Here is a 26769-nt window from a genome sequence, read left to right on the forward strand (position 1 = left end):
AAAGCAATGAAAAAAATATTAAAATTTAAAGTTGTACTATTAACCGTGCTCTCTCTAGGATTCTTAATGAATTCTTGTGAAGATGACACCTCCGTATTTACAGCTACAGAAACAGACCCCATTACACTTGCTGAACTTCCTATTACAGTTATTGAGTTGGACGCTACCAATCCTGGTAATCCTGCACTAACCCTTAATTGGAATGAAGCTGATTATGGACAACAAGCATCCGAAAATTATGCTGTAATTTTTGCTGCTGATGAAGCGTTTACAAACCCTGTAATTGCTACAACTATCACAGGAACAACATCAGCAACCTTATCGGTTAATGAATTAAATTCTTCTGCTGGCGCTGCGGGATTACCTCCTTTTTTCTTTAACACCTTGTACGCTAAGGTAGAAAGTTCTATTGGAACTCAAAATGGTCTTCCTGTAAGCTCTAATATTATCAGCTTTGAAGTGCAACCTTACTTCAATTATGTGTTTGAAGAGTTTTATTTAGTTGGAAATGCAACACCAGATAATTGGAACAACAATGCTAATAATACACCATTATTTAGAGATGGTGAAAACACTAACATTCATCGATATACTGGTTTCTTTACTAAAGGTGCTGGTGGTTTTGATGAAGGTAGATTTAAACTGTTAGAAGAAAGAGGACAATGGCAACCACAATGGGGAACTTTAACACCTGAAGGTAGTGATGATATTATATTATCTACTGCTGAAGCTATAGCTGGAAACCCAGGAACTCAAGATAGTGACCCAGGACGTTTTGGTGTACCAAGTGACGGTTACTATACCTTTACAATTAATTTCTCAACAAACACATACACTACAGAAACATATGACGCTTCAGGAGCTGCTAGTTATACAAGTATGACACTTCAAGGTTCTGCCTTAAGTGCTGATACTGCGTTAACACAATCTACTTTTGATAGTCACTTATGGTATATAAGTAGTGTAAATCTTCAATCTGGAGATTTTCAAATTGTAACTGACACGGGTAGTTCTTGGGCAGGGTCAACATCATTCTCTGGTGTTGCAACTGATGGAGGAGGATCAATTCCGGTTATTGTACAAGATGATTATGAGGTTTGGTTTAACGACTTAACTGGAGATTATATCTTAATCCCACTTAACTTATAAAAAAATAACACTATGAAATTCAATAAAATTAGTGCGCTTATATTAAGTTTATTCTTAGTTTTTGTGGCGTGCGAAACAGAAGAAAGTATTGATATTACGACTCCTGACGCTTCATTTAAACTTTTGGAGCCAGCGATATCTAATATTAATTTAAACTATAATCTTCCAAATAATGAGGCTTTCACTATTGTATGGAATGACCAATTAAATTCTGGAGATAACTACATAGTTGAATTATCACCAGATGCCTTATTTGAAAGTCCAACGGTAATCGGATCGTCTAATACAGACCGATTTACCATGACTGTTGCTGAATTTAACAATACGTTATTAGGTGCGGGAGCAGATGCTTTTGAACCATTCACTGTGTTTATGAGAGTGACTTCAGGATCAAATATGACTAATAGCGTAAGCTTTAGTGTATCATCATATTCAGAAGCTATTCCTGTTATTTTAAGTCCTGATAACACCTTTGGCGTTGTATTACTCGAAACCACTCCTAATGATGAAGCTATTGCTGTGTCTTGGGAAGATCCAGACTTTGGTGAAAATAGTACTGTAACTGTTAACTATGAAGTACAATTTGCACAAGCAGGAACAGACTTTGCTGGAGCAGTAGCTGAAAGCGCAGAAGGAATGACTTTTTCAAGCACTCACGAAGCCTTCAACGAAATTGTTCTTAATGCAGGTCTTACTGCAGAAGAAGCTGCTAGTTTAGATATTAGAATCAAAGCTACTATAGAAATGGATGGTGGTAACATGGAACGTTACTCTGACGCTGTTACCATTACTGTAACTCCATATAGTGTAGAATTAGCTCCAATACTATATGTTGTTGGTGCGGGTGCCGTAGATGCAGGATGGGACTGGGCAACTCCAGTAGAATTACCTTTACAAGGCACTAAATATTCTGGAAACATTAATTTAATTAACGATGCATTTAGATTTTTTACTGTAGCTGCAGATTGGGGAACTGGGCTAAACTATCCTTATTATGAAGCTGTTGGTTACACCATAGATTCTAACTTAGTAAATGCTTTAGATGGAGATAGCAACTTCCAGTTTACCGGAACACCTGGAGAATACTTTATAGAAGTTGATACGGCAGCTAAAACAATTACTTTGGGCCCAGCTATCGTAGGACCAAACTGTAACTTTGATCAACTCTGGTTAGTTGGCGCTGGTATTGCTGATGCAGGTTGGGCTTGGGATACGCCTGTTGCTTTACCTTGTACAGGAAATGGAACATATGCAGGAAATGTAGCATTAATCAATGATTCATTTAGATTCTTTAACGTAAATGGTGATTGGGGAACAGGTACTAACTATCCTACTTATGAAGAAGCTGGTTATACTATAGATAGCAATTTTAGTAATGCTATGGACGGTGACAGTAACTTCTCTTTTGACGGTACGCCTGGCACATATTTCTTAACTGTAGATGATATCAACAAGACAATTACATTAGGACCTGAACAATTACAATGTGAATATGAACAATTATATTTAGTTGGTGCTGGAGTTGTTGGAACTGGATGGGATTGGGCAACTCCTGCAGCTTTAGCATGTACTGGAGCAGGCATCTATTCTGGTGAAGTGGAATTTACTAATGACGCTTTCAGATTCTTTACCGTTAATGGTGATTGGGGAACAGGAATCAATTACCCAACTTATGAAGGTGAAGGATACACTATAGATAGCAACTTTAGTAACGCTATGGATGGTGACAGTAACTTCTCTTTTGATGGTACACCTGGTACGTATACACTAACAGTTGATACCGTTAATTTAACTATAACATTAAATTAACTAACTTATATTCATAAAAAAGAGCTATGTTTAATACATAGCTTTTTTTATTAAAAATTTTAACTATGAAGAAAATATTACTTACACTTTTTACAGTGTTTTCATATTTCGCTTATGCACAAGTTAGTCTTAGTGTAAGTGCAATTGAAGTTGATCAGCCTGTAACGATAACTGTTGATGCTAATAGCACGGATAGTAATTGTAATGGCTTAAATAACCCAACAAAAGTATATATACATTCTGGTATTGGAAACAATTCTGATGCCTTTGGATATGGTGTTGTTGGTAATTGGGGACAAGATGATGGAGTTGGAGAAATGACCAATAATGGTGATGGAACGTTTAGTATTACCATTACTCCACAAACGTATTATGGTATTACACAAGCTGAAGCTGATAGTGCTACACAAATAGGAATGGTATTTAGAAATGAAACTGGAGACCAAGAGTTAAAAGATGACGGTTGTATTGATTTTATTTTTCCTGTTGGAAAAGTACTAATCAATATCACACAACCTACTAGTGAAGTTGTAGTTCTTAATTCTGGAGATGATCTATCAGTAAGTGCAACCATTACATATCAAGGTTCCACAACAGTTATGGGAAGTTTCGAAATTTTTTACAACAACGTTTCTGTATCTACTGGAAACTGTGGTTTTCCGGCATGTAATTCAACACTTACAAATATTACTGAAAGTGGTACTGTAAAATTTGTTGGAACTCCTCCAAGCTCTACGGATACCGGCGAAGCTAGCTTTGATATTATCGTTGTACCAACGGTAACAGAAGAAGCACTACCAGCAAACATGATTGACGGTATTAATTACCATACCGATGCTACCAAGGCTACTTTGGTTTTAACAGCTCCAGGAAAAGAGTTTATACAAGTTGCAGGAAGCTGGAACAACTATGAACCATCAAATAGTGATGTGATGAAACGTGATCCTTCTACTGGAAAATATTGGTTAGAAGTATCTGGTTTAACATCTGGTACTATTGAAACTTACCAATATTGGGTTTTTGACACCAATCCTATTGCGAACTCACCTGCTTTGGTTAAAGTTGCAGACCCTTACTCTCCCCTAGTTTTGTCTCCTTTTGATGATCCTTATATTTCTGCCACTACATATCCTAATATGCCAACCTATCCAGCAGACCAAGAACGCGAAGTAACGGTATTACAAACTGGCCAAACACCATACAATTGGCAAGTTGCTAATTTCACAAAGCCTGTTGAAGAAGACTTAATAATTTATGAAGTTTTAATACGAGATTTTGATGCTGACCGTAATTTTCAAGACATTATTGATAGAATTGATTATTTCAAAAACTTAAACATTAATGCTATAGAATTATTACCAATTATGGAATATGAAGGCAATGAAAGTTGGGGCTATAACACCTCTTTTCATATGGCAATAGATAAGTTTTATGGCACACAAGAAAAATTCAAAGAACTCGTTGACATTTGTCATCAAAACGGTATTGCCGTTATTTTAGATATTGCCTTTAATCATGCTTTTGGAAGAAACCCAATGGTGAGAATGTGGATGGATGATCCAGATGGTGATGGTTGGGGAGGTCCGTCAACAGACAACCCGTACTTTAATGTTTATCCGACACACTCATATAGTGTTGGTAACGATTTTAATCACAGTTCAGATTACACAAAAGATTACGTTAAACAAGTCGTTGGTTATTGGATAGAAGAGTATAAAATTGATGGTTTCCGTTGGGATTTAACAAAAGGATTTACACAAAATTGTGGTAATGGTACTTATGGAGGAGATGAAGGCTGTACTGGCAGTTACCAACAAGATCGTGTGGATGTTTTAAAAGAATATGCAGATCATTCATGGTCAGTAGACCCAAATCATTATGTGATTTTTGAACATTTAGGATCTGACAATGAAGAAAAGGAATGGGCGAATTACAAACTTAGCGAAGGTAAAGGTGTAATGATGTGGGGCATTATGAATTCACCATATAGTGAACTTACAATGGGCCAAGGTGGCGATAAAAATATTAGCAGAATGGGACATAAAGGGCATGTTAGTTTTAATGGACCAAGAGTTGTAGGTTATGCAGAGAGCCATGATGAAGAACGTTTAATGTATAAAAATGTAGCATTTGGTAACACTAGCAATAGCAGTCATAATGTACAAGATTTAAATATCGCATTATCTAGAATGTCTGCTTTAGGAGCCGTTTCGGTAATGGTGCCTGGACCAAAAATGATTTGGCATTTTGGAGAATTAGGAATGGATACTTCAATTTTCACTTGTAACGATGGAAGCTATGACAATGATGGTTGCAAATTAGATACTAAACCGCAACCACAATGGACAAACAATTGGTTAACCGATGCCATTAGAGGTCAGATTTATGACGACTGGTCTAAACTTCACAAACTTAAAATTGATGAACCTGTTTTTGAGGGAGATTATGAAATCACTTCTGGAAACTTAACTCCAAGAATTGATGTTTTTGACAACTCTATACCAAACTCCGAATTAAAAAATGTAATTATTCTTGCTAACTTTGATATAACAACACGAAGTATAGACACAAATTTTCCGGCAGGTGTAACATCAACATGGTATGATCTTATGGATGCAACAGGAAACACAACAGTTAGTAATTCGACCTCAGCAATTACTATTCCTGCTGGTCAATTTAGAATCTTAGGAAACAAAGCTTCAGATGTGCTAAGTGTTGCTGATGAAGCATTATTAGGATTTAGTATTTATCCTAATCCTTCACAAACAACATTCAGTATTAACGTTAATGTTTCAAATGTTGAAGTTTACGACTTAACAGGAAAATTAGTGAAGTCATTTAAAGGCAATTTTAATAGAGTTGATACTTTTGATGTATCTTCATTGAACTCTGGAATGTATATGGTTAAAGTTCAAAATACTAATAACCAAACACTCACAACTAAACTAATAAAACTTTAATTAGTGAAATGATATTAAAAAAGGTGCTCAATTGAGCACCTTTTTTAATATCATTTCAACTTTAAGTCAATTTCTAAATTACACGTTAAATGTATTTGTGAAAACTGTTGATTCACTATAAAAACCTTTGAATGGTTTATAATTACGAAGGGAATTAAATAATGAAGTCTGTCTATTTTTACGATTAGAATTTTCTGATTTTTCTGCTCTATAAGCTGAATAAGAAATCGGCTGCCAAATTGTTGGATTTATTGCTGTATTTTTCATAGTGTTTCGTTTTAAATTATTCAAAGAGACTTGTTAAATATCTCTGGTACAAAATTCGGAAGAAAAACGTTATGCAAACATTACCCCTTTATCACATATATATGCTATTTTAACAGCATTCCAAAACACCAACACATACACAGGTTAATATAACATACTTTTATGGTAATTATGTAAAAATAAGTTGATTTGAGATTCAGAATTCTTTCATTTAGAAAGCAACATACAAAACCTTATAAAAAGTAGAGGTTGCTAGTCTCCATGTGATACATACCACTTTAACCTGAATGTTATTTCTCAGATTCGATCTATTTTCATAGATACAAAAGTTAACTTTTCGCATATAGAAAACACGTAATACTTAAACACTATTAGTTTAGAAACCATTAAAAAACCTCAGATATTGAGTAATCTTCAGTTAATGGAGCTCATGGAGCTTTCATTATGATGATTTTCTAAACATAACTAACTTTCGTTTTACATCAAATAGTGTAAAACTATGTTTCAGTACAAACTGACGGTTCACTAATTTTCTTTAGTTTTTGCTTTCTATAGACCAATATTGATATGGCAATTAGAGATCCTGAAAAAGCAAGCGATGCACCAACCAATGAAGAAGAGGTTACGCTATAACCGTATGCAATTGGCAATCCTGCCAAGTAAGCACCCATAGCATTTCCCATATTAAATGCACTCTGATTCATAGAAGACCCTAGCATCTCAGCACCTTTAGCAGTATTAATTATCGCCATTTGTATAGGAGTGGATATACTAAAAGCAATTAAACCTATTATAAATGTTAATGCTAATGCCAATATACCGTTTGACGCCAAGAATGCATTAACAATAAGTACAACTGCCATAGCCAAAAGACTAATCATAACCGAACGTAACGGTGTGAAAATATTGGCCATTTTTGCTCCTAAAAAGTTTCCTACAAACATGCCTAATCCTGCAATAATCATAGCATAACTCACAACATTATCAGAAAATAATGCCACATCAGTTAATAATGGTGCAATGTAACTGTACCATGCAAAAAATCCACCAGTTCCTATAGTTGTGAGCGCTATTAAACCCCAAAGCTCAGGATTTTTAAGCCCTTTATTATCTTCATTTAAAGGCTGTTTCTCTTCCTTTTTAAATTGCGGCATCCAATAAAAAATGCTCGCCAGGGTACACACACCTACAACACCAACCATTAAAAAAGAAGCACTCCAATGGTATTGATTTCCTAGATAAGTTCCTATTGGCACACCTATAACATTAGCTATTGTAAGTCCCGAAAACATAGTAGCAATTGCTTGAGCCGACTTACCTTCTTTTGCTAATTTACCAGCTATAACAGCTCCAACACCAAAAAACGCACCATGTGGAAGTCCGGATAAAAAACGCATTACCAACAACATATTGTAGTTTGTTGCAAAAGCAGATAATGTATTAAAAATAGTAAACCACACCATAAGGGACAACAGCATACGGTTTGGAGATAACTTATGACTAAAACTGGTTAATAACGGAGCACCAACTACGACACCTAAAGCATAAGCCGAAATAAAGTGACCTGCTTCTGGAATCGTAATCCCTAAAGAGTTAGCAACATTTGGTAAAATACCCATGATTACAAACTCGGTAAGCCCTATCCCAAAGCCACCTATTGCTAAAGACAGTAAAGCTTTTTTATTAGAAAATTCAACCTTCATAAATTGCTATTAATAACCTCAATTTTAAAATGCAAATTTCCGAACAAAAGCTTTATCTTACTAGTCGTTGTTTATCTTATATCTATACGAAATTACCTTTATTAATTTCATATTTAAAGGCCTGAGTTAATTTAGTAAATAACATTACTTTTTTTATCATCATCTAGATAACTGAAAGTCATTAAATACAATAATTATTTTCGTACATTTTATTAACTATTAGATCATCAAGCAAATGAAATATCATTATTCCATAGCTCTTAAATATTGTACCCACTAATAATATTGTATTATCACACTACGCACCTTTTTCATATAAAATTAGTTACTCTTCAGTTGGTGCTCCAGTTGCATTTAATTTCATAAGAGCAGCAATCATACAATTATTTAGTGTCATTGAAATAGCCTTCGTATCTTTAAAATGATTTCAAATGTCAAAAACAATGTAAATTTGTAATATGAAAGAAAAGCTTTTACTCGATGTGGAAATATATGTTGCAGAACTGTTAACCAAACAGCTCGCCCCAATAAACTATTACCACAACGCTATTCATACTAGAAGAGTCGTTGCTAGTATTAAAGAATTAGCGAATAGCGAAAACTGTACAGAACAGGAAACTTTGGTATTACTATTAGCCGGATGGTTTCATGATACTGGATTTATTTTTATAGATACTGGTCATGAAGAAGAAAGTGTTAAGGTTGCGCATGCCTATTTAAAGGAAAAAAATGTACCTCAAGAAACATTAGATCAAGTTGAGCGATTGATTTTAGCAACAAAAACAGGATTAAAACCGACTAGTAAACTAGAATATATTATAAGGGATGCTGATTGTGGTCATATCACCTCTGATAATTATTTAGACATTTCAGAAAATCTACTAAAAGAACTGAATGCTAAAAATGGTAATCTTCTTTCTGATAAGGAATGGATGGAACAAAACCTAGAGTTTCTTAAAAATCATTCCTTTTATTCTGATTCGGCTAAACAACTTTGGCAACCTAAAAAGGAGATCAACCAATTAGAAATTCAAAAAAAATTATACAAGCTATCTCAAAAGAAAAACAAAAAAGATAAAAAATCAAGATTTGGCAGAGGTGTAGAAACGATGTATCGCGTACAATTAAAAAACCACATAGAACTAAGTGCCATTGCAGATACCAAAGCCAATATACTACTCTCTGTAAACGCTATAATTATCTCGGTAGCCTTATCTAACCTAATTCCAAAACTAGATAATCCTTCAAATTTATTTTTAGTTTACCCTACGTTAATTTTAATGCTTTTTAGTGTAGCTTCTGTCGTGCTATCAGTATTATCTACGCGTCCAAAAATATCTAATGTTGCCATTACAAAAGATATGATTAAGGAGAAAAAAACAAATATTCTCTTTTTTGGAAATTTTCATAAGATGAGTTTGAAAGATTTTGAATGGGGAATCGACTACTTAATGGACAATGAAGAAACATTATACAACTCGCTTACTAAAGATTTGTATTATTTAGGATTGGTGCTTAATAGAAAATATAAATTATTACGAATCACTTATACCGTTTTTATGTTCGGAATCATTATATCGGCAGCATCGTTTATCTATAGTTATTATATAAACATGCCTTTGTAATTTTAATTTAAATTATATGAAGAATAAAACTACAGGACCCTTCAAGGTAAATATATCATTGCGTTTATTAAAGGATAGGTTTGAAGATTTATTAAAATCTAATAATGTTGCGGTTCAACTACAAGCTAAGCAAGCTTTAGAATTATTTGACGAGCATCCTATATTATTAACTGGAACATCTTCTACTGAAGATTTTTTAAATAACAAACCTGTTGTAGATCAGCTAATGTCCTATATTTTTCCACCTGCTTTAACGGAGAATGAAATCAAAGCTGCTGTAACACCATATACTAGCGAAATTTTATATTGCAGCTCGCGATTAGAACATATTATAACTGATGCTAACACACAGGAAAATATTTTCAATAATCTTTACAAGGATTACGAAGACTCTTTCGATTTATTGACCTATGCTATCATATTAAATGTTTATTATAAATTTAATGTCGATTTTGAAAGACCAAAAACATTATCTATTACTGATAAAAATGGTGAAAGCAAGCGTTATCGCGTTACTTTTAATGCCGACTTTTTAGACATTTATCCTAACGGAAATGCCATTGAAATTACGGATGATATTTTAGATGAATTACTAAGTAATGCTACCAATATTAAGATTTGGAAAAAATACTTTCCAGAAGATTCTTGGACTATTGAAGGCTTCGGAATTATAAACCTCATAGATACCTCACTAGACGAACGAATAGATGACTTTAAAACGCATTTAATACAACCTAATAGTGAAAGTTTTCAATATCTCATACAAGACATTAGACGCATATTTAACAATCCGGATTTACAATTAGGAAGTTATAGTGTAGAGCATGACAAAATCATCTCGCCTTTTGATCGAAATTTCAAAATGTTAACGTTAGTACCAGACGAAGATGTTAGCATAAAGGAATATGCTTGCGACCACATTAACTGTCAACTATTTAAAGATTGTAAGCCTGTCATTATTTCAAATGTAGAAACGTATCACAAAAAAACTAAAGGCAACAGATTAAGTGAAAATTTATTAAAAAAAGGTTTAAAAAGTGCAGCGCTGATTCCTGTTCCAATTAATGGGGAATTAGGTTTTATTATAGAATTAGCTGCGTTTAAACCTAATGAACTTAATGCTATTAACATGGTGAAATTAGACACCATTTTGCCATTTATTTTAAGCTACTCAAAACGGACTTTTTCGGAACATCAAAATGAAATTAGTGCGATTATACAACAAGAATGTACAGCCATACACCCTTCTGTGCAATGGCGTTTTGAAGAAGAAGCCAATAAATACATACAAGAACGCAATTATGGAGAAAATCCCGTTTTTCAAGAAATTGTATTCCAAGATGTCGTGCCACTTTATGGTCAAATCGATGTTGTTGGCTCATCCAATGCTAGAAACGAAGCTATTAGACTAGACTTAACAACGCAACTAGAAAATAGTAAAGACATTTTAGTTAATAGAATTAAAATTAATTTACCGTTCTACGAGCAATTAATTTTTCAAATCGATAATTATCTGTTAGAATTAAAAGAACATTTTCACACCAATTCAGAACAAGAAATTAATCTCTTTTTTGAAAAGCAACTCTTCCCTTTATTTGAATATTTTCAGAATAATTCTAAAAGCAATTTAGACATAACAACATTTCTCAAAACGATAGATAAAACAACAAGTAGTTTCTATGAAGCCCGAAAAGCCTATGATGTAACTATTGAAAAAGGAAATAAAGCCCTGTCTTCATTCTTAGATCAACAGCAACTTAAGGCCCAAGAAATATTCCCACATTATTTCGAAAAATTTAAAACAGATGGGATTGAACATAATTTATATATTGGGCAATCTATTGCAAAGCATTTAAACTATCATCCAACCGTTTTGTACAACTTGCGTTTATGGCAGCTTCAAGTGACTTGCGAAATGGAAGCGATGTATTATGAAAAGCAAAAGGAATTTCCTTTACAATTAGAAGTGGCATCATTAATACTTGCTTATGACGTTCCTATCACCATTCGCTATCGCATAGATGAAAAGCAATTTGATGTCGACGGAGCCTATAACGTACGTTACGAAATGATAAAAAAACGTATTGATAAAGCTCATATTAAAAATACGAATGAGCGTTTAACACATCCACACAAAATTTCCGTGGTGTATTCTAGTAATGCCGTAGAAAAAGAATATTTAGCGTATTTCGAGTTTTTACAAGCCAAAAATTATATTCAAAATGATGTCGAAATCGTAGAGTTAGAAGAACTTCAAGGAGCAAGTGGCATGAAAGCGCTAAGAGTAAGTATAAACAGAAAACTTAAAAAAGTATCTGATATTTTTACAATAGAAGATTTTCAATCAGTGTAAAAAAGGATGATGACATGAATACAAAACTATACATTGGTTTAATTATTACAGCACTAATAGTCAGTAGCTGTGCGACTTTCAATTCCTACAATGCCAATTCGAGCGCCAAAAACCTCAAACAAATTGATAACAACACCACAAATGTTTTTTTAATCGGAGATGTTGGTAAACCCGAAGCTGATGGTACAGCCCCAAAATCATTATTAAAATTACAAGAGCAATTTAGTAAAACCAATAAAGATGATGTGCTGTTATTTCTTGGAGATAATATTTACCCTAGAGGAATTCCATTAAAAAATAAAAAAGCTATTAAAGCAGCAGAGCATGCCTTAGATCTTCAATTGGAAGTTGCTAAAACATTTCCTGGTAGCGTTTATTTTATTCCGGGAAATCATGATTGGTATAGCGGATTAGAAGGCTTAAAACGGCAAGAAAAAATGGTAGAAGCCGCTTTAGGTAAAAATACATTTCAACCAGAAAACGGCTGCCCTATTGAAAAAATAGAATTGAATGATAACACGATTTTATTAATTGTAGACTCACATTGGTACATTACCAATTGGAATAATCATCCTACAATTAATGATGACTGTGAGATAAAAACAAGAGCCGATTTCTTGGATGAATTTAGAGGTGAGATCAAAAAAGCGCGCGGAAAAGTAACTTTAGTTGCCATACATCACCCAATGTTTAGTAATGGTCCACACAACGGTCGTTATGGAGTAAAAGAAAACATGAGTCCGATACCTGTTCTTGGAACAATAAAAAATATTTTAAGAACTTCTACAGGTATTGTAAATGCCGACTTATCAAATCAATTTTACAATGATCTTAAAAAGAATCTAGTTGTAGCAGCGCAACAAAATGAAAATGTCATTTTCTTATCAGGTCATGAACATAATTTACAATATATAGAATCTGATAACATCGCTCAAATCGTTAGTGGTTCAGGTTCTAAGACTACGCCAGTACGAATGCGTAATCCTAATAGTTTCGGACATGCAGTTCCTGGTTATGCGGTATTAAATATTGGAAATAATAAGGCTGTAGATGTTCAATTTTTTAATTCTGTATCTGAGGAAGTTGAATTTTATAAGCAGATAAAACAACCTGAATTTGTTTCTGAGATTACATATCCAAAAATAGTTTTAGACTCGGTAAGCACTTCTATTTATTCAAAAGAAGACACAAAAAAAACAGGGTTTTATGAATTTTTATGGGGAGAACGCTATCGCGAAGACTATAGTACAGATGTTAAAGCAAAGGTCGTTAACTTAGACACGTTGATGGGAGGTTTAGCACCATTCAGAAAAGGAGGTGGAACCCAATCTAAAACCCTTCATTTAAAGGCTTCAGATGGAAAACGCTATGTGATGCGAGCCATGAAAAAGCAAGCCGATCAATTTATGCAGGCTGCTATTTTTAAAGATCAATATGTGGAAGGGCAATTTACAGAAACAGCGTCAGAAGCTATAATAGAAGATATTTTCGCAGGTGCCTATCCTTATGCTCCGTTTACCACCGGAATACTTTCTGATGCCATAAACCTAGCGCATTTAAACCCTAAATTATATTACATCCCAAAACAGAATGCCTTAGGCTTATACAATGAAGATTTTGGAGATGAACTTTATCTCTTTGAAGAACATCCCTCTGATGGACATGAATCATTAGCCTCTGGAAATTTTACGGGAGACATTGTGAGTACCGTAGATATGTTGCAGGAGGTATTAAGTGACGAATCTAAAATTATAGATGAAAAAGAATTTATAAAAGCCCGATTGTTCGATATGCTTATTGGCGATGCAGACAGGCATCAAGACCAATGGCGTTGGCTCGTATTTGAAGAGAATGACAAAACAATATACAAACCTCTACCACGAGATAGAGACTTCACTTTTTCAAAAGTATCTGACGGCTTTTTATTTGGAGCTGCCGTAAAACTTATTCCAGAAGCTAGAAAATTTAGAAAATATGAACCAGACCTAAAAGATGTAAAAGGCTTTAATGTATCTGGATTTTCCTTAGATGTTGCCTTTATTTCAGAAGCTAATAAGGCTGATTGGGATGAACAAGTACAATTTATTCAAGCTCAAATAACAGATGAGGTCATTGATAAAGCATTTGAAAATATACCAAAAGAAGTCGATGCAATTAATAAAACTGACATTAAAAAGATTTTAAAAAACAGACGCGCTAACCTTCAAAAAATATCAGATCGCTACGTAAAATTAGTTAGCAAATATGCTGTTATCACAGGGACGAATAAGGATGACTATATTAATGTTACGGCTTTAAAAAATGGTGCGGTAGAAGTCTCACTTTATCGCAAAAAGGATGATACCATAAAAGATCGCTTCCATCATAAAATTTACGATCCAAAAATAACTAAGGAAATATGGATTTATGGCTTAGATGATAAAGATAGTTTTGAAGTTGAAGGTAAAATTTCTAAAATCAAAGTGCGTTTTATTGGCGGACAAAACAATGATGATTACAAATTAGAAAACGGTAAAAACATTGTTATTTACGATTATAAATCGAAGAAAAACGATGTAACACAAGCCAAAAAAGCGAGAATTAAATTAACCGACGATTATGACACTAACGTTTATGATTACAGAAAAATAAAGAATAATGTCAATCAAATTATTCCAACAATTGGTGCCAATCCAGATGATGGTTTAAAATTAGGAGTTACAAATACCTATACGGTTTACGGATTTGAACGCAATCCATTTACATCACAACACCAATTAAAAGCAGCTTATTATTTTGCAACAGATGGTTATGAATTAAATTATAAAAGTGAATTTGCGAATGTAATTGGGAGCTTAAATTTTGGATTTCAAGCGCATTTTCAAAGCCCTAATTACAGTATAAATTTCTTTGGTTATGGCAATGAAACTGAAAATTCTGATGACGATCTAGGTTTAGATTACAATCGCGTAAAAACTAGAATTTTTAGATTAAGCCCACAACTGATCTGGAATTCTAAACGCGGAAGTATAATCCATTTTGGAGTCAGTTATGAAGTGAATGAAATTCATAACACCGATAATCGTTTTGTATCGGACAACAACTTATTACCTGAAAACATTTTTGACGAAGAACATTTTGGTGGTATAAATGCAGCGTATAACTATGCTAATTACGATAATAACACCTATCCAACCAATGGCATGCATATCTCAATTGAAACAGGTTATAAAAATAACTTAGAAGTTAGCGATCGCAGTTTTGGATATCTGATAACAGATTTAGGCTTTGCAAGAAAACTAAATCCATCCGGACGTTTGGTTTTCGCCACAAAATTAAAAAGCCATTTAAATTTTGGAGACGGGTTTGAGTTTTATCAAGCCGCTTCAATTGGAGGGCTTAATGGTTTAAGAGGTTACAGAAATGAACGTTTTACCGGCAAGAATGCGTTTTATCAAAATACCGATTTGAGATATAGTTTTAGCCGCATGAAAACAAAGTTGATTCCTATTAAATTAGGGGTTTATGGTGGTTTTGATTATGGACGCGTATGGGTTGATGACGACACATCTAAAAAATGGCATAACGCCTATGGTGGAGGATTTTTTATAAACGCCATTGATTTAGTCTCAGCGAATTTAGGCGTATTTAATTCTGCTGATGGTGTTAGAGTGGCATTTGGTTTGGGTTTTGATTTTTAAAGTGTATTAATCGGAGTCACTAACTTATATTAAAAATTACAATATTTCATTACTGTTATAAAAACAAAAAAAAGCTAACTCCATAAAGTTAGCTTTTCTTATTCTGTACAGGCGAAAAGACTTACATCGACTGTCCTCAGCATAAACTTCTCGCCAAAAACCTTATGGCATAAAAAAAACGTCCCTTTAAAAAAGAAACGTTTTATTCTAATTGTACAGGCGGAGAGACTCGAACTCTCACACCTCGCGGCACTAGATCCTAAGTCTAGCGTGTCTACCAATTCCACCACGCCTGCAACTTTCCAATAATTATTGGGTTGCAAATATAATCAATAGTTTGAATATACAAATAGGAAATTTTAAAGAATTCTAAATCATTTCTTAAATTTTCCAGTTGATTAATTTATTCCTCTTTAAATTCCTATTTTTGATTAAAATCAAATACTATTATGCAATCTATAAAATCTTATATCAATGATAATAAGGATCGTTTTCTTTCCGAGCTTATCGATTTACTAAAAATCCCATCCATCAGTGCAGATTCAGCGTATAAAGGAGATGTCCTAAAAACAGCAGATGCCGTAAAAATAAGCCTAGAAAAAGCAGGCTGCGACCATGTGGAAATTTGTGAAACTGAAGGCTACCCAATTGTTTATGGAGAAAAAATAATTGATAAAAATTTACCAACTATATTGGTATATGGTCATTATGACGTGCAACCACCAGATCCATTAGACTTATGGAATTCACCTCCTTTTGATCCTATCATTCAGAAAACAGAATTACATCCGGAAGGTGCCATTTTTGCCAGAGGAGCTTGTGACGATAAAGGTCAAATGTATATGCATGTGAAAGCCATGGAATACATGACAACTAATAACGAGTTGCCTTGTAATGTAAAATTTATGATTGAAGGTGAAGAAGAAGTTGGAAGTGTAAACTTGGCAAAATTTGTAGCAAATAACAGAGAAAAATTAGCCAATGATGTCATTTTGATTTCAGATACTGGAATGATAGCTCCAGATGTACCATCAATTACTACCGGCTTAAGAGGTTTAAGTTATGTTGAAGTTGAAGTTACAGGACCAAACCGTGATTTACATTCTGGACTATACGGTGGAGCTGTCGCCAATCCGATTAACGTGTTAACTAAAATGATTGCGTCGCTTCACGATGAAAACAATCATATTACCATTCCTGGCTTTTATGATAAGGTTGAAGATCTATCAGATGATGAACGTACTGAAATGGCAAAAGCTCCATTTTCATTAGACGCATATAAAAAATCTTTGGATATCGATGCTGTTTATGGTGAAGCAGGCTATTCTACTAACGAGCGTAACTCCATTAGACCAACATTAGATGTTAACGGTATTTGGGGAGGATATACAGGTGAAGGTGCCAAAACAGTAATTGCAAGTCAAGCTTTTGCTAAAATATCAATGCGTTTAGTGCCTAACCAAGAATGGGAAGAGATTACAGAATTGTTTAAAACACATTTTGAGAGTATCGCTCCAAAAGGTGTGACTGTAAAAGTAACGCCTCATCATGGTGGCCAAGGTTACGTAACGCCAATTGATAGTTTAGGTTACAAAGCGGCATCTAAAGCCTATGAAGAAACCTTTGGAAAAACACCGATCCCTCAACGAAGTGGAGGAAGTATTCCAATTGTGTCGCTTTTTGAACAAGAATTAAATAGTAAAACAATCTTAATGGGCTTTGGCTTAGATAGCGATGCGATTCACTCACCAAACGAACATTTTGGAGTATGGAATTACCTAAAAGGCATTGAAACTATTCCATGGTTTTATAAATATTTTACAGAATTATCAAAATAATTAAGTGATTTAAAAACACTTATTTAATTTCAAAAAAGCCTTATGATTAGCACTAATCATAAGGCTTTTTCATTTTAAATCACCCAAAACTAATCACTTAATAAAACTATTCACACACTAAATTTAAACTCTACACTTGTAGAATCAAAATATATACTCTACATTTGTAGAGTTAATTCTAAATATGTAAAGCATGCAACTTTCAAAAACCGAAGAACAATTAATGCAGTACCTCTGGAAACTCGACAAAGCATTTATGAAAGATTTGCTAGAGAGTTACCCGGAACCAAAACCTGCCACTACAACCGTAGCGACCTTACTAAAACGAATGATTGGTAAAGGTTTTATTGATTATAAAACCTTTGGTAAATCCAGAGAGTATTTTCCATTAGTAAAAAAAGAAGATTATTTCTCTAAGCATGTTAACGGACTCATTAAAACCTTTTTTAATGATAGTGCTTCGCAGTTTGCGTCCTTTTTTACACGTAAAACGGATTTAACTAAAGACGAATTAGAAGCGCTTAAAAAAATTATAGACACAGAAATTAAAAACCGATAATTATGGAAACGTACATATTTAAATTTTCGGTTTGCTTAGGTATATTTTGGTTGGTCTACGTTCTTTTTTTAGAACGTCAGAATAGGCATCATTTTAAACGTTTCTATTTATTAGGCGCATTGACTTTAGCTTTAATCATTCCAAAACTAACCATAACCGAATATGTTGAACCTATTGACACCACTTATGAAACGGCACCAATATTCATCAATATTGATCCTGACTTAATTGAAATCCCGACTGAAGAACCTTCCTTTTTCGATTTAGAAACGACACTTTGGTTCATTTACGGCTTTGGTGTCTTATTATTCACATTACGTTTTGTTATTAATCTATTTAAAATGCAACATCGGATTTCTAAGAATGAAACCGTAAAAAACCAATCTTTCATTTATGTGTTGCTGCAGGAAAATCTGATTCCACATTCCTTTTTTAGATATATCTTTCTTAATAAAATCAGATATGAATCTAATCACATTCCAAAAGAAGTATTGTTACATGAAGAAACCCATGCCAAGCAATTACACAGTTTAGATATTATTATTTTAGAAGTATTACAAATTGTATTTTGGTTTCATCCATTAATATACATTCTGAAACATCATGTTAAATTAAATCATGAGTTTTTAGCAGACCAAGCCGTTTTAAGGCAAGGTGTGAACACTAAAACCTATCAAAATATATTATTACAATTTTCATCAAACACTCAAGATTATCAATTCTCGAGTGCCATCAATTATTCATCAATCAAAAAACGATTTACAGTTATGAAAACACAAACCTCAAAAACCAGAGTTTGGCTAAGTACTTTATTAGTATTGCCGATTATTGCGATTCTTTTTTACAGTTTTGCAGAAAAGGAATATGTTGAAAAAGAAGAATCATCCACTATTGAACATGTTGAACACATTAAAGATGAATTAAAAAAAGCGGAGGAGTTGCAAATTCATTATGTAGACCAAAACGCTGTTGAAATCTATTTAAAAAAATACGACACTTATGAAGCGCTTAGAACTACTGAACCACATTACATTAACAAATCAAAGCAACAACAAGAAGAGTTAGATGATCTGTTTTCAGATTTAGGAGGGTTATATTATAGAATGTCGAAAGAAAATAAAGCGAAAGTTAAACGCCCTATTGCTAGCATTTCACCCTATGCAAAAATCACACTCAATGGTGAAACATATTTCAAAAAGCAAAGTGAATTAACAGCTGAAGAAAGAGCAACTTTACCACCACCTCCTCCACCTCCTTTATCTATTCAAAACACTAATTATAATTTAAAAGAAGAACCAATTATGGTAATTCTAATTAATAGAAACGGAGAATTATTGGTAAAGAACAATTACACTTCTTTGGAGAATATTGAGTCGAAACTAAAAACATTATCGAAGTCCTTTGATGATTCTAACTCAGTTTTCGTCAGAATCGATAAAAGTGATGCTTCAGAAAAGACATTAAAAAACGTAATCGCTTTGGTTAGAAAATATGACTTTAAGATTATTCAAGCTGATGCACCCTTAATAGCACCTCCTCCACCGCCTGTAAAACAAACATCTAAAGGAGGTCCAAACGCTGGTGACATGCAAAGTGTATATAATCCTTCGTTTTTAGAATATATTATTGAAATGGAAAACGAAGATGCCACGTTCTATTTAGATGATGAAAAAATTTCTGCTAAAGAAGCAAAAGCTATTGCCACAAACAACAGTGGCAAACGCACCAATATGACAACTCAAAAAGATGCTGACGGCAACTATTTAGTTAAACTTTCAAGTGCTGAGAAAAAAAAGATCTACGCAAGAAGTATTGAGTTAAGAGTTTTAAATGAAAATTCATATGTGATAGATGGCATAAAAGCAACAAAAGAAACATTTGTAGATGTATTTAATCAATTACATCAAGATATTACTCCAGAGCAGCGTAAAAATTATATGAATATTCATGTGAAATCTTCCAAAGAAATTTCGAATAAGGAAGTTTGGTTTATATTTAATTCGCTTCAGGATTACGGATTTTATCGTATTGTAGCGCCTAATCAAGAAATAAATAGAGCGAAGGGTAATACGCCTTTTGCCATTGAAAGTCACGTTTCTATTCAAGATAAACCAACAGCAAAAGAAGTTGCAGAATACAATGATTGGGCTAAACAACTAAAAAAAGAAACGCTGGCCGCTCAAGAAGACGAACGTAATGGCAAAACTGCCAACTATCCTATTGTAAAACAAAAAGACTTAATTAAATATGTTGGAATCTACAAACGTATGACTTCAACCCAGAAAGAAAATTCTGTAGAATTACCAATTGCGGATGATGAACTAAAGACTACGGGCTTAAAATTTCCACCTCCACCTCCGCCAACAAAACTAAACCAATCATTTACCAATACCAATGATAAGGGTGAAATTATAGAAGTGGTGGAAGACCCTCAGCCAGAAAAACAAGAAAGCATCTTACCAATGGTTAATGCTAAAACAATTAAAACAGGAAAAATAGCTTTAACAAGAAATGAGATTAAGGATATAATACTCAGCACTAAAAATGGAAAAGTAACTGAATTTAAGTTTAAAATTCCTGGTCAACCAACGCAGTTTATAAAGAGTGATATGCTAGATATGGATGCTATAAAACATCTTGAAAGTGCAAAAAAAGATGATCAGCTTGTGCTGTTTGCGCTCAAAGATGGTTCTAACTCAGAGATAGCACCTATAGTTATTACTGTCACAGATTAAATATAATTACAGTACCACTAATTTTAAAATTTTCATGACTAAAGCCTCTTAATTGAGGCTTTTTTCATCTAAACATGTAACAAAAAGTATGTTTTAGCGTTCTAATAGTCAATCAATCAGCCTAAATTTTAGGTCAATCAAAAAACAAACACTTATGTTAAAGCAATTCTTTATCCTTTGCTCTGGCGCTGACACCGACATTTTAAATGACTGCTCCATTGGCGAACAGAACAAATATGCTGGTATTGGAGCTACCGTTTTCTTTACCGCTGTTATGGCAACCATTGCAGCTAGTTATGCACTTTTTACCGTATTTGACAATCTCTATACTTCAATTTTCTTTGGACTCATTTGGGGTTTACTCATTTTTAATCTCGATCGCTATATTGTATCAACGATTAAAAAGCGCGACAATATTTTAGATGAAATCCTTCAAGCGACTCCACGACTTTTTTTAGCACTTATTATTGCTGTAGTCATTTCAAAACCATTAGAATTGAAGATTTTTGAAAAGGAAATTAATCAAGTGTTATTAGAACAAAAAAATGATTTAACCTTAGCGAATCAGAACCAAATTGCCGAGCAGTTTAGTCCTAAAATTGCTGCGCTTGACAATGAAATTTCAGGCTTAAATGCTCAAGTTGATGCCAAAGAAGCGGAAGTCAATGGTTTATATGACATTTATATTTCAGAAGCTGAAGGCACAGCGGGTTCTAAACTTTTGGGCAAAGGTCCAGTATATAAGGAAAAGCGCGACAAACATGATGCTGGATTAGCCGAGTTACAAGAATTAAAATCTGATACTAAAACTAAAATCGAAGCGCTTGAAACCCAAATAACAACGCTTCAAGACGATTATACTGCTAACGTTGATACCTCACAACCCATTATTGATAATTTTGATGGCTTAATGGCTCGCATTACCGCTTTGGGTGAATTACCGTGGCTACCATCATTCTTTATTTTTCTATTGTTTTTAGCGATTGAAACCTCGCCAATCATTGCAAAATTATTAGCACCAAAAGGCGAGTTTGATTATAAACTACAAGACCAAGAAACCACTATTCAAACTTGGACCATGCAAAAGGTTGCTGAGCGTCAACTCCTTTTAAAAACTGATAATGAAATTAATAATAAAGTCTACACTGAAATTGCAGATGAAGAAGACGTGATGAACTATAAGCGAAAGCAGGCAAGAATTCTTATGCAAAATCAAGCCGATGCGTTTTTAAAACAACAAAAGGGTATTCTTTAGAAAATTAGTTGTTATTTTTAGATGATAAACAACAACCAATTCTTATGAAATATATTCTCGCCATTGCCATAGCCTTATCGTGTTTTAGCTGTATTAGTATTAAGGCTGATGTTACTACAGAAACAACGCACAAAAGTGAATCTAACGAACTTGCTGAGGCAGGCATACGCTTAGTAATGGAAGCACAAGAGATTGCCTGGAATAATCATGATTTAGAAGGTTTTATGCAAGGCTATTGGAAAAGTGACTCGCTTAAATTTTATGGTAGCAAAGGCCTAACTCGTGGCTGGAACCAGACTTTAGCTAATTACAAGAAAGGCTATCCGACAAAAGCAGAAAGCGGCACCTTAAAGTTTGTGATTAATGATATTTCAAAAATTGAAGGTGATAATTATTGGGTGATGGGTGAATACCATCTAAAACGTGAAGTTGGAGATGCCAATGGTGTTTTCATCATTATCTTTAAAAAGATCCATGGTGAATGGAAAATAGTTGCTGACATGTCTTGTTAAAATTGAAACCACCAGATTTTAAAATAAAAGTGTACCCAAAATAACTATTTATCACAGATATTTTGAAAACACTTTATTCATATTGTTGGGTAGAAATAACTTGGATTAAGCAGCAACCATTGTTTCTTTTGGTTCTTCAGATTTAAAATGCTCGTATAACTCTTTACAACCAAAGCCAATTATAGATAATTTTTTTGATTTTGTAATTGATTCATTATGTAATTTAGCTAATGCCATTACACCTGCTCTATCAATACTATTAACATGTTCAATATCTACTAGAATACTATCTAGTTCATCAAAAATGTTAGAAAAATGAGCATTGAACGTTTTTAAGTTCAGCTTATTTAAAGCTCCCTTAATTTGAAAACGATTGTTGTAATTTGTAATTTCTAAGTCCATAATAAATAATGTTTAAGTGTTCATACTAATTTGAGGCTATTAATCAGTATACTTTTTCAATATTATTTAGAGGGATAACCACAATATCAGACATTTATGCATTTATTTTGACATATATTCGACAAAGCGTTAATTTGCTTAGATAACTTGAGATACTTTGTTTATTTTTTCGACTAACAACACGTTTTAAAACCATTGATTTGTAGGAAAAATAAAACCTGAATCAATTAAGAATCAGGTCTTTGAAATATTATATATTACCAACTTTATGTTGATACTTATGTTTTAAAAATTGATGCTTTCTAGATGGTATGGTCGATTGATTATATTGGTCTTTTTTCAAAACTACATATACAATCGTTGCAGCGTGCAAATTCAAATCAAAACTAGAAACACGCGTTGTAAGTAAATTATAATTTCTTTACAAACTTGGTAATAATTACAGTTAGAGTAGGGCCTACTTTCCCTTCAATATATTCCGCATTATCACGATCTAGTCTAATATTTCTAACAGCAACGCCTTGTTTGGCAACCATGCTAGAACCCTTCACTTTTAAATCTTTTATTAAAACAACAGAATCTCCGTTCTCTAAAATAACACCATTAACATCACGATGAATTACTTTATCTGCTTCAGGTTCACCATCACCAGAAGCTTTGGCGAGTTCTAATGTATCTTCTTCCATATACATCATTCCTAATAAATCACGCGTCCAGTCAGCTTTAATCCTGTTAAGCATTCTCCAAGCCATAATTTTCACGGCATCGTGCTCACTCCACATACTATCATTAAGACACCTCCAATGGTTATCATCAATAGCATCTGAATCGTTCATTTGTTCAGTACACACATTACATGCATATAAAACAGTTTTTAATCCGTTTTCCTTAATATCTGAAACTGCATATTCAGATAGTTTTTCTTCGTTACCGCAAAGCTCACATTTGGAGCCACTGCGTTTTTGTAGTTCTCTTTCTAATGACATAATAAAGTATAATTATAGTGCAAATGTAAAATTAATTAAGACTTATTATCATTTTTTCAGAAAGGCTTTCAAACTATGATACAATTTTCTTAAATATAGACTTCAAGTAGTTTTGCGCTTTTAGAATTAAATATTACTGAATCTGTATTTGCTGGTATTAAAATGGTTTCTCCCATGTCTACAATTTCAGTCACATTATTTATGGTAACCTCCGCAGTACCTTCAACACACATAAATATAACAAAAGAATCTAAACTGCGATAATCTCGTTTTTGATTTGACTTAACTTCAAAAATATTAGTCGTGAAAAAATCACAATCCACCAAATTACTCGTTTGATCTGCCTTTAATTGGTAATTACGTTTTCCATTAGACGGAAATGATTTTGTTGCGGCTATTGCAAAATCCGTATGTAATTCTCTTTGATGACCATTAGTATCCGTTCTATCCCAATCGTAAACACGATAAGTTATATCACTTGTTTGTTGGATTTCGGCAGCTAAAACACCTGCTCCGATAGCATGAATTTTTCCGGCTGGAATAAAATAACTATCTCCTTGTTTTACTTTTTCTGTATTAAAAACAGCATCAACATTAGATGCATTGATAGTATTCAACACATTTTTATCTACATCATTATCTTTTAAACCTAATACAATCTCGGCATCTTTATCGCTATTCATAATGTACCACATTTCTGTTTTGCCAAAAGAATTATGTTGTGCTTTTGCCATGTCATCATCTGGATGTACTTGCACAGATAAATTGGTTTTAGCATCTAAAAACTTAATAAGTAAAGGGAAGTTTTCACCGAAAACGGCAATATTCTTTTTTCCTAAAAATTCACTTTTATGCGATGCAATTAGATGGTTTAACGATTGACCTTTGTAACGTCCGTTTGAAACTGTAGAAATATTGTCTTCAACACCAGAAATCTCCCAGCTTTCACCAACATTATTTAAATTGGTTTTTTTATGTAATAGTTTAGACAACTTTTCACCTCCCCAAATTTTTTCTTTAAGTATAGGTGCGAATTTTATAGGATATGCTTGCATGATGTTTTTATTTAAAGCTGTTTTTGAAATTGAAGATTCACAAAATGGTTGTCTTCTATAATTTTTTTGAGATAATCTAGTAATGAGAATATACTCTGAAACAACGTTGGCCTCTTGTTTAAAGTCTTGATTTTATAATTTAAAATAGCATTTTGATTTTCGGTAATAAGTTCAATTAAACCATTTAATCCATGTTCTTTAAGATTTAATAAGTTCACGGAAACATAACTTAAGTGCTTTAAATCAAATTCATTATACATAAATCTTGCTCCAGCTTTTACAGCGGCAATATCTGATTTAAATTTTCTTACATTAACGACAGAGACATTACTACACTCTTCTTTGACTTCTTTCAACATGTCATAAGTAGCATCTTTACTATCATTATTAACCAGACATAATTCTAATTTAGGCGTCTGTTGAATTTGTTCAATAAAATAAGTCGTGTCCATATCGTTTTCATTATTATGAAATATTATAATGATACCTGCTTTCATGACGTATAGATTTGATAAAGGCCGTAATTAAACTACTTCTAAATGGTTTGAAACAGCTACTTTTTTACTTTGCTTTTTTCCACCGTAAACCCAAGCAATTTGTCCTAGTTGAAAAACAATTCTCACTGAATCCTTCATCGATAATTTAGAACCATCCGCATGAATCCAACGTTTTAAAGGTTGCTCACATAACATAGCCTTTGCTTTTTTAAGTCCGAAATGAATACTCATTCGTTTAAATATTTCGACATCAAAAATCCATTGGGTTACAAATTTTTCACTGAACGCAACATCAATAACATCCTTACTAAAGATTTTTGCACCACACTGTGTGTCTTTAAAATCCATTCTTAAGATTTTTCTAATGATAAAGTTGATGGTTAAACTAATTATCTTTCTAGCGGATTCTTTCGTAATGTTTGCTCCCATTCTAGAAATACGCGAACCACTTACAATTTTAAAATCTGATGTCTCAATGGTTTTAACTAAGTCATCAAAATCGGCTAAGTCAGTAGATAAATCGGCATCTAAAAAGCCTATATAATCTAAATCTTCTTTTTTAGCCATATGCAACATGCCTAAACGAACCGCTTCAGCCTTACCTCCATTTTTTTCACAATCGAAAACCGTAATAAAATCCTCTCTTCCTTTTTGAAGGTTTTTCAAAACACTTAAGGTTTTATCCTTACTACCATCGTTTACAAAACATAAGTGATATCCTGAATTTTTATCGATATAGGTTAAAAACTCATCACTCAACAAACGCTCTTCTTCATTATAACAAGGAATCACAACACCAACACAACGTTCTTGAATCATTACATCACTATTTGTAATGCTGTTTACAACTTCGGGTGCACCAATTAATCGTTTAACGCGAGCACTAATTTCATTAAGACTCAAAGGTTTTTTCATATAATCATTAATTCCTAATTCAAAACCTTCTGTTATGATATCATCTTGTGTATTTCCTGATAAAACCATGATTGGCGTTTCTGGATTTTTAGAAGCTCTAATGTGTTTTACCACATCTAAACCTGTTACGCCAGGCATATTAATGTCAACAATTACTAAATCTGGACTAAAAGTTTCATATAATTCTATACCTTTAGTAGCATTGGTTTCAATTTTTACATCATAACCCAGTTCTAATAATCTTTTCTCTAAAGGCAATAAAACTAATTGTTGATCGTCGATGGCTAATATTTTCATAATGAATGCGTTTTTATTTCTTATTTACAGGTCAAAATTACCTAACAAGACGCTTGTAAAAATTAAATTTAGCTGAAGCTCATGCTTAGTGTAGACGAATGGAAGTTTTCTGTAGTTAATTAAAAAACGAAGCCCTATTTAAATTATATATCTTTACCATATCGTTATCGCT

The 26769-nt window shown here is 33.3% G+C and carries 18 protein-coding genes and 1 tRNA gene; 11 read left to right on the forward strand and 8 right to left on the reverse strand.

Annotation, left to right across the window (positions count from 1 at the left end; genetic code table 11):
- Positions 1–6: 6 nt before the first annotated feature.
- From HM992_RS01235 to HM992_RS01245, 3 genes are all read left to right on the forward strand, one after another.
- Entirely contained in the window at positions 7–1149 is a 1143-nt protein-coding gene (locus HM992_RS01235; RefSeq protein ID WP_179318281.1) for a SusE domain-containing protein, read from the forward strand.
- Positions 1150–1161: 12 nt separating this feature from the next.
- Positions 1162–2958: a SusE domain-containing protein gene (locus tag HM992_RS01240; RefSeq protein WP_179318283.1), complete on the forward strand. Its 1797-nt coding sequence runs from the start codon at positions 1162–1164 to the stop codon at positions 2956–2958.
- Positions 2959–3023: 65 nt separating this feature from the next.
- Entirely contained in the window at positions 3024–5918 is a 2895-nt protein-coding gene (locus HM992_RS01245; protein ID WP_179318285.1) for an alpha-amylase family glycosyl hydrolase, read from the forward strand.
- A gap of 78 nt (positions 5919–5996) precedes the next feature.
- Here HM992_RS01245 and HM992_RS01250 read toward each other — a convergent pair whose 3' ends face one another.
- Both HM992_RS01250 and HM992_RS01255 read right to left on the reverse strand, forming a co-directional pair.
- Entirely contained in the window at positions 5997–6185 is a 189-nt protein-coding gene (locus HM992_RS01250; protein ID WP_178983248.1) for a hypothetical protein, read from the reverse strand.
- Positions 6186–6682: 497 nt separating this feature from the next.
- A complete protein-coding gene (locus HM992_RS01255; RefSeq protein WP_179318287.1) occupies positions 6683–7888 on the reverse strand; it encodes an MFS transporter in 1206 nt (401 codons plus the stop codon).
- A 458-nt stretch (positions 7889–8346) separates the two neighbouring features.
- On the opposite strand from HM992_RS01255, the gene HM992_RS01260 reads away from it, so the two are divergent.
- From HM992_RS01260 to HM992_RS01270, 3 genes are read left to right on the forward strand one after another with little or no spacing between them, the layout of a single operon-like run.
- On the forward strand, positions 8347–9513 hold the full coding sequence (locus tag HM992_RS01260; RefSeq protein ID WP_178983246.1) for a Pycsar system effector family protein: 1167 nt from the start codon (positions 8347–8349) through the stop codon (positions 9511–9513).
- A 16-nt stretch (positions 9514–9529) separates the two neighbouring features.
- Positions 9530–11866, forward strand: coding sequence for a hypothetical protein (locus HM992_RS01265; protein WP_195806594.1), 2337 nt, complete (start codon positions 9530–9532; stop codon positions 11864–11866).
- Between the two features lie 14 nt (positions 11867–11880).
- Complete coding sequence (locus HM992_RS01270) at positions 11881–15546, forward strand: metallophosphoesterase (protein WP_179318289.1); 3666 nt, start codon at positions 11881–11883, stop codon at positions 15544–15546.
- Positions 15547–15760: 214 nt separating this feature from the next.
- Here the strand turns inward: HM992_RS01270 and HM992_RS01275 are convergent.
- Positions 15761–15842 (reverse strand) — tRNA-Leu (locus HM992_RS01275).
- Positions 15843–15995: 153 nt separating this feature from the next.
- Here HM992_RS01275 and HM992_RS01280 point away from each other — a divergent pair.
- The 5 genes from HM992_RS01280 to HM992_RS01300 all read left to right on the forward strand — a co-directional run bounded on the left by HM992_RS01280 (position 15996) and on the right by HM992_RS01300 (position 22445).
- Positions 15996–17384, forward strand: coding sequence for a dipeptidase (locus HM992_RS01280; protein ID WP_179318290.1), 1389 nt, complete (start codon positions 15996–15998; stop codon positions 17382–17384).
- Between the two features lie 193 nt (positions 17385–17577).
- Positions 17578–17943 carry a BlaI/MecI/CopY family transcriptional regulator gene (locus HM992_RS01285; protein ID WP_179318292.1) on the forward strand — a complete coding sequence of 122 codons (366 nt, stop codon included), beginning with the start codon at positions 17578–17580 and terminating at the stop codon, positions 17941–17943.
- A gap of 2 nt (positions 17944–17945) precedes the next feature.
- Positions 17946–20678 carry a M56 family metallopeptidase gene (locus HM992_RS01290; protein WP_179318294.1) on the forward strand — a complete coding sequence of 911 codons (2733 nt, stop codon included), beginning with the start codon at positions 17946–17948 and terminating at the stop codon, positions 20676–20678.
- 154 nt (positions 20679–20832) lie between these two features.
- Complete coding sequence (locus HM992_RS01295; protein WP_179318296.1) at positions 20833–21933, forward strand: DUF4407 domain-containing protein; 1101 nt, start codon at positions 20833–20835, stop codon at positions 21931–21933.
- A 44-nt stretch (positions 21934–21977) separates the two neighbouring features.
- Positions 21978–22445: a YybH family protein gene (locus tag HM992_RS01300; RefSeq protein ID WP_179318298.1), complete on the forward strand. Its 468-nt coding sequence runs from the start codon at positions 21978–21980 to the stop codon at positions 22443–22445.
- A gap of 105 nt (positions 22446–22550) precedes the next feature.
- Here HM992_RS01300 and HM992_RS01305 read toward each other — a convergent pair whose 3' ends face one another.
- From HM992_RS01305 to HM992_RS01325, 5 genes are all read right to left on the reverse strand, one after another.
- Positions 22551–22847, reverse strand: a complete 297-nt coding sequence (locus HM992_RS01305) for an STAS domain-containing protein (protein ID WP_178983239.1) — start codon at positions 22845–22847, stop codon at positions 22551–22553.
- A 410-nt stretch (positions 22848–23257) separates the two neighbouring features.
- On the reverse strand, positions 23258–23833 hold the full coding sequence (locus HM992_RS01310; RefSeq protein WP_178983238.1) for a PhnA domain-containing protein: 576 nt from the start codon (positions 23831–23833) through the stop codon (positions 23258–23260).
- Between the two features lie 89 nt (positions 23834–23922).
- Positions 23923–24888: a type I phosphomannose isomerase catalytic subunit gene (locus HM992_RS01315; RefSeq protein ID WP_179318300.1), complete on the reverse strand. Its 966-nt coding sequence runs from the start codon at positions 24886–24888 to the stop codon at positions 23923–23925.
- A gap of 11 nt (positions 24889–24899) precedes the next feature.
- Complete coding sequence (locus tag HM992_RS01320; protein WP_179318302.1) at positions 24900–25385, reverse strand: glycosyltransferase; 486 nt, start codon at positions 25383–25385, stop codon at positions 24900–24902.
- A 27-nt stretch (positions 25386–25412) separates the two neighbouring features.
- Positions 25413–26597 (reverse strand): response regulator, encoded by a 1185-nt coding sequence (locus HM992_RS01325; RefSeq protein ID WP_179318304.1) that lies wholly within the window; start codon positions 26595–26597, stop codon positions 25413–25415.
- Positions 26598–26769 lie beyond the last annotated feature (172 nt).

Origin of the sequence: Winogradskyella helgolandensis (genome assembly GCF_013404085.1) — a bacterium.
Lineage (GTDB): Bacteria > Bacteroidota > Bacteroidia > Flavobacteriales > Flavobacteriaceae > Winogradskyella > Winogradskyella helgolandensis.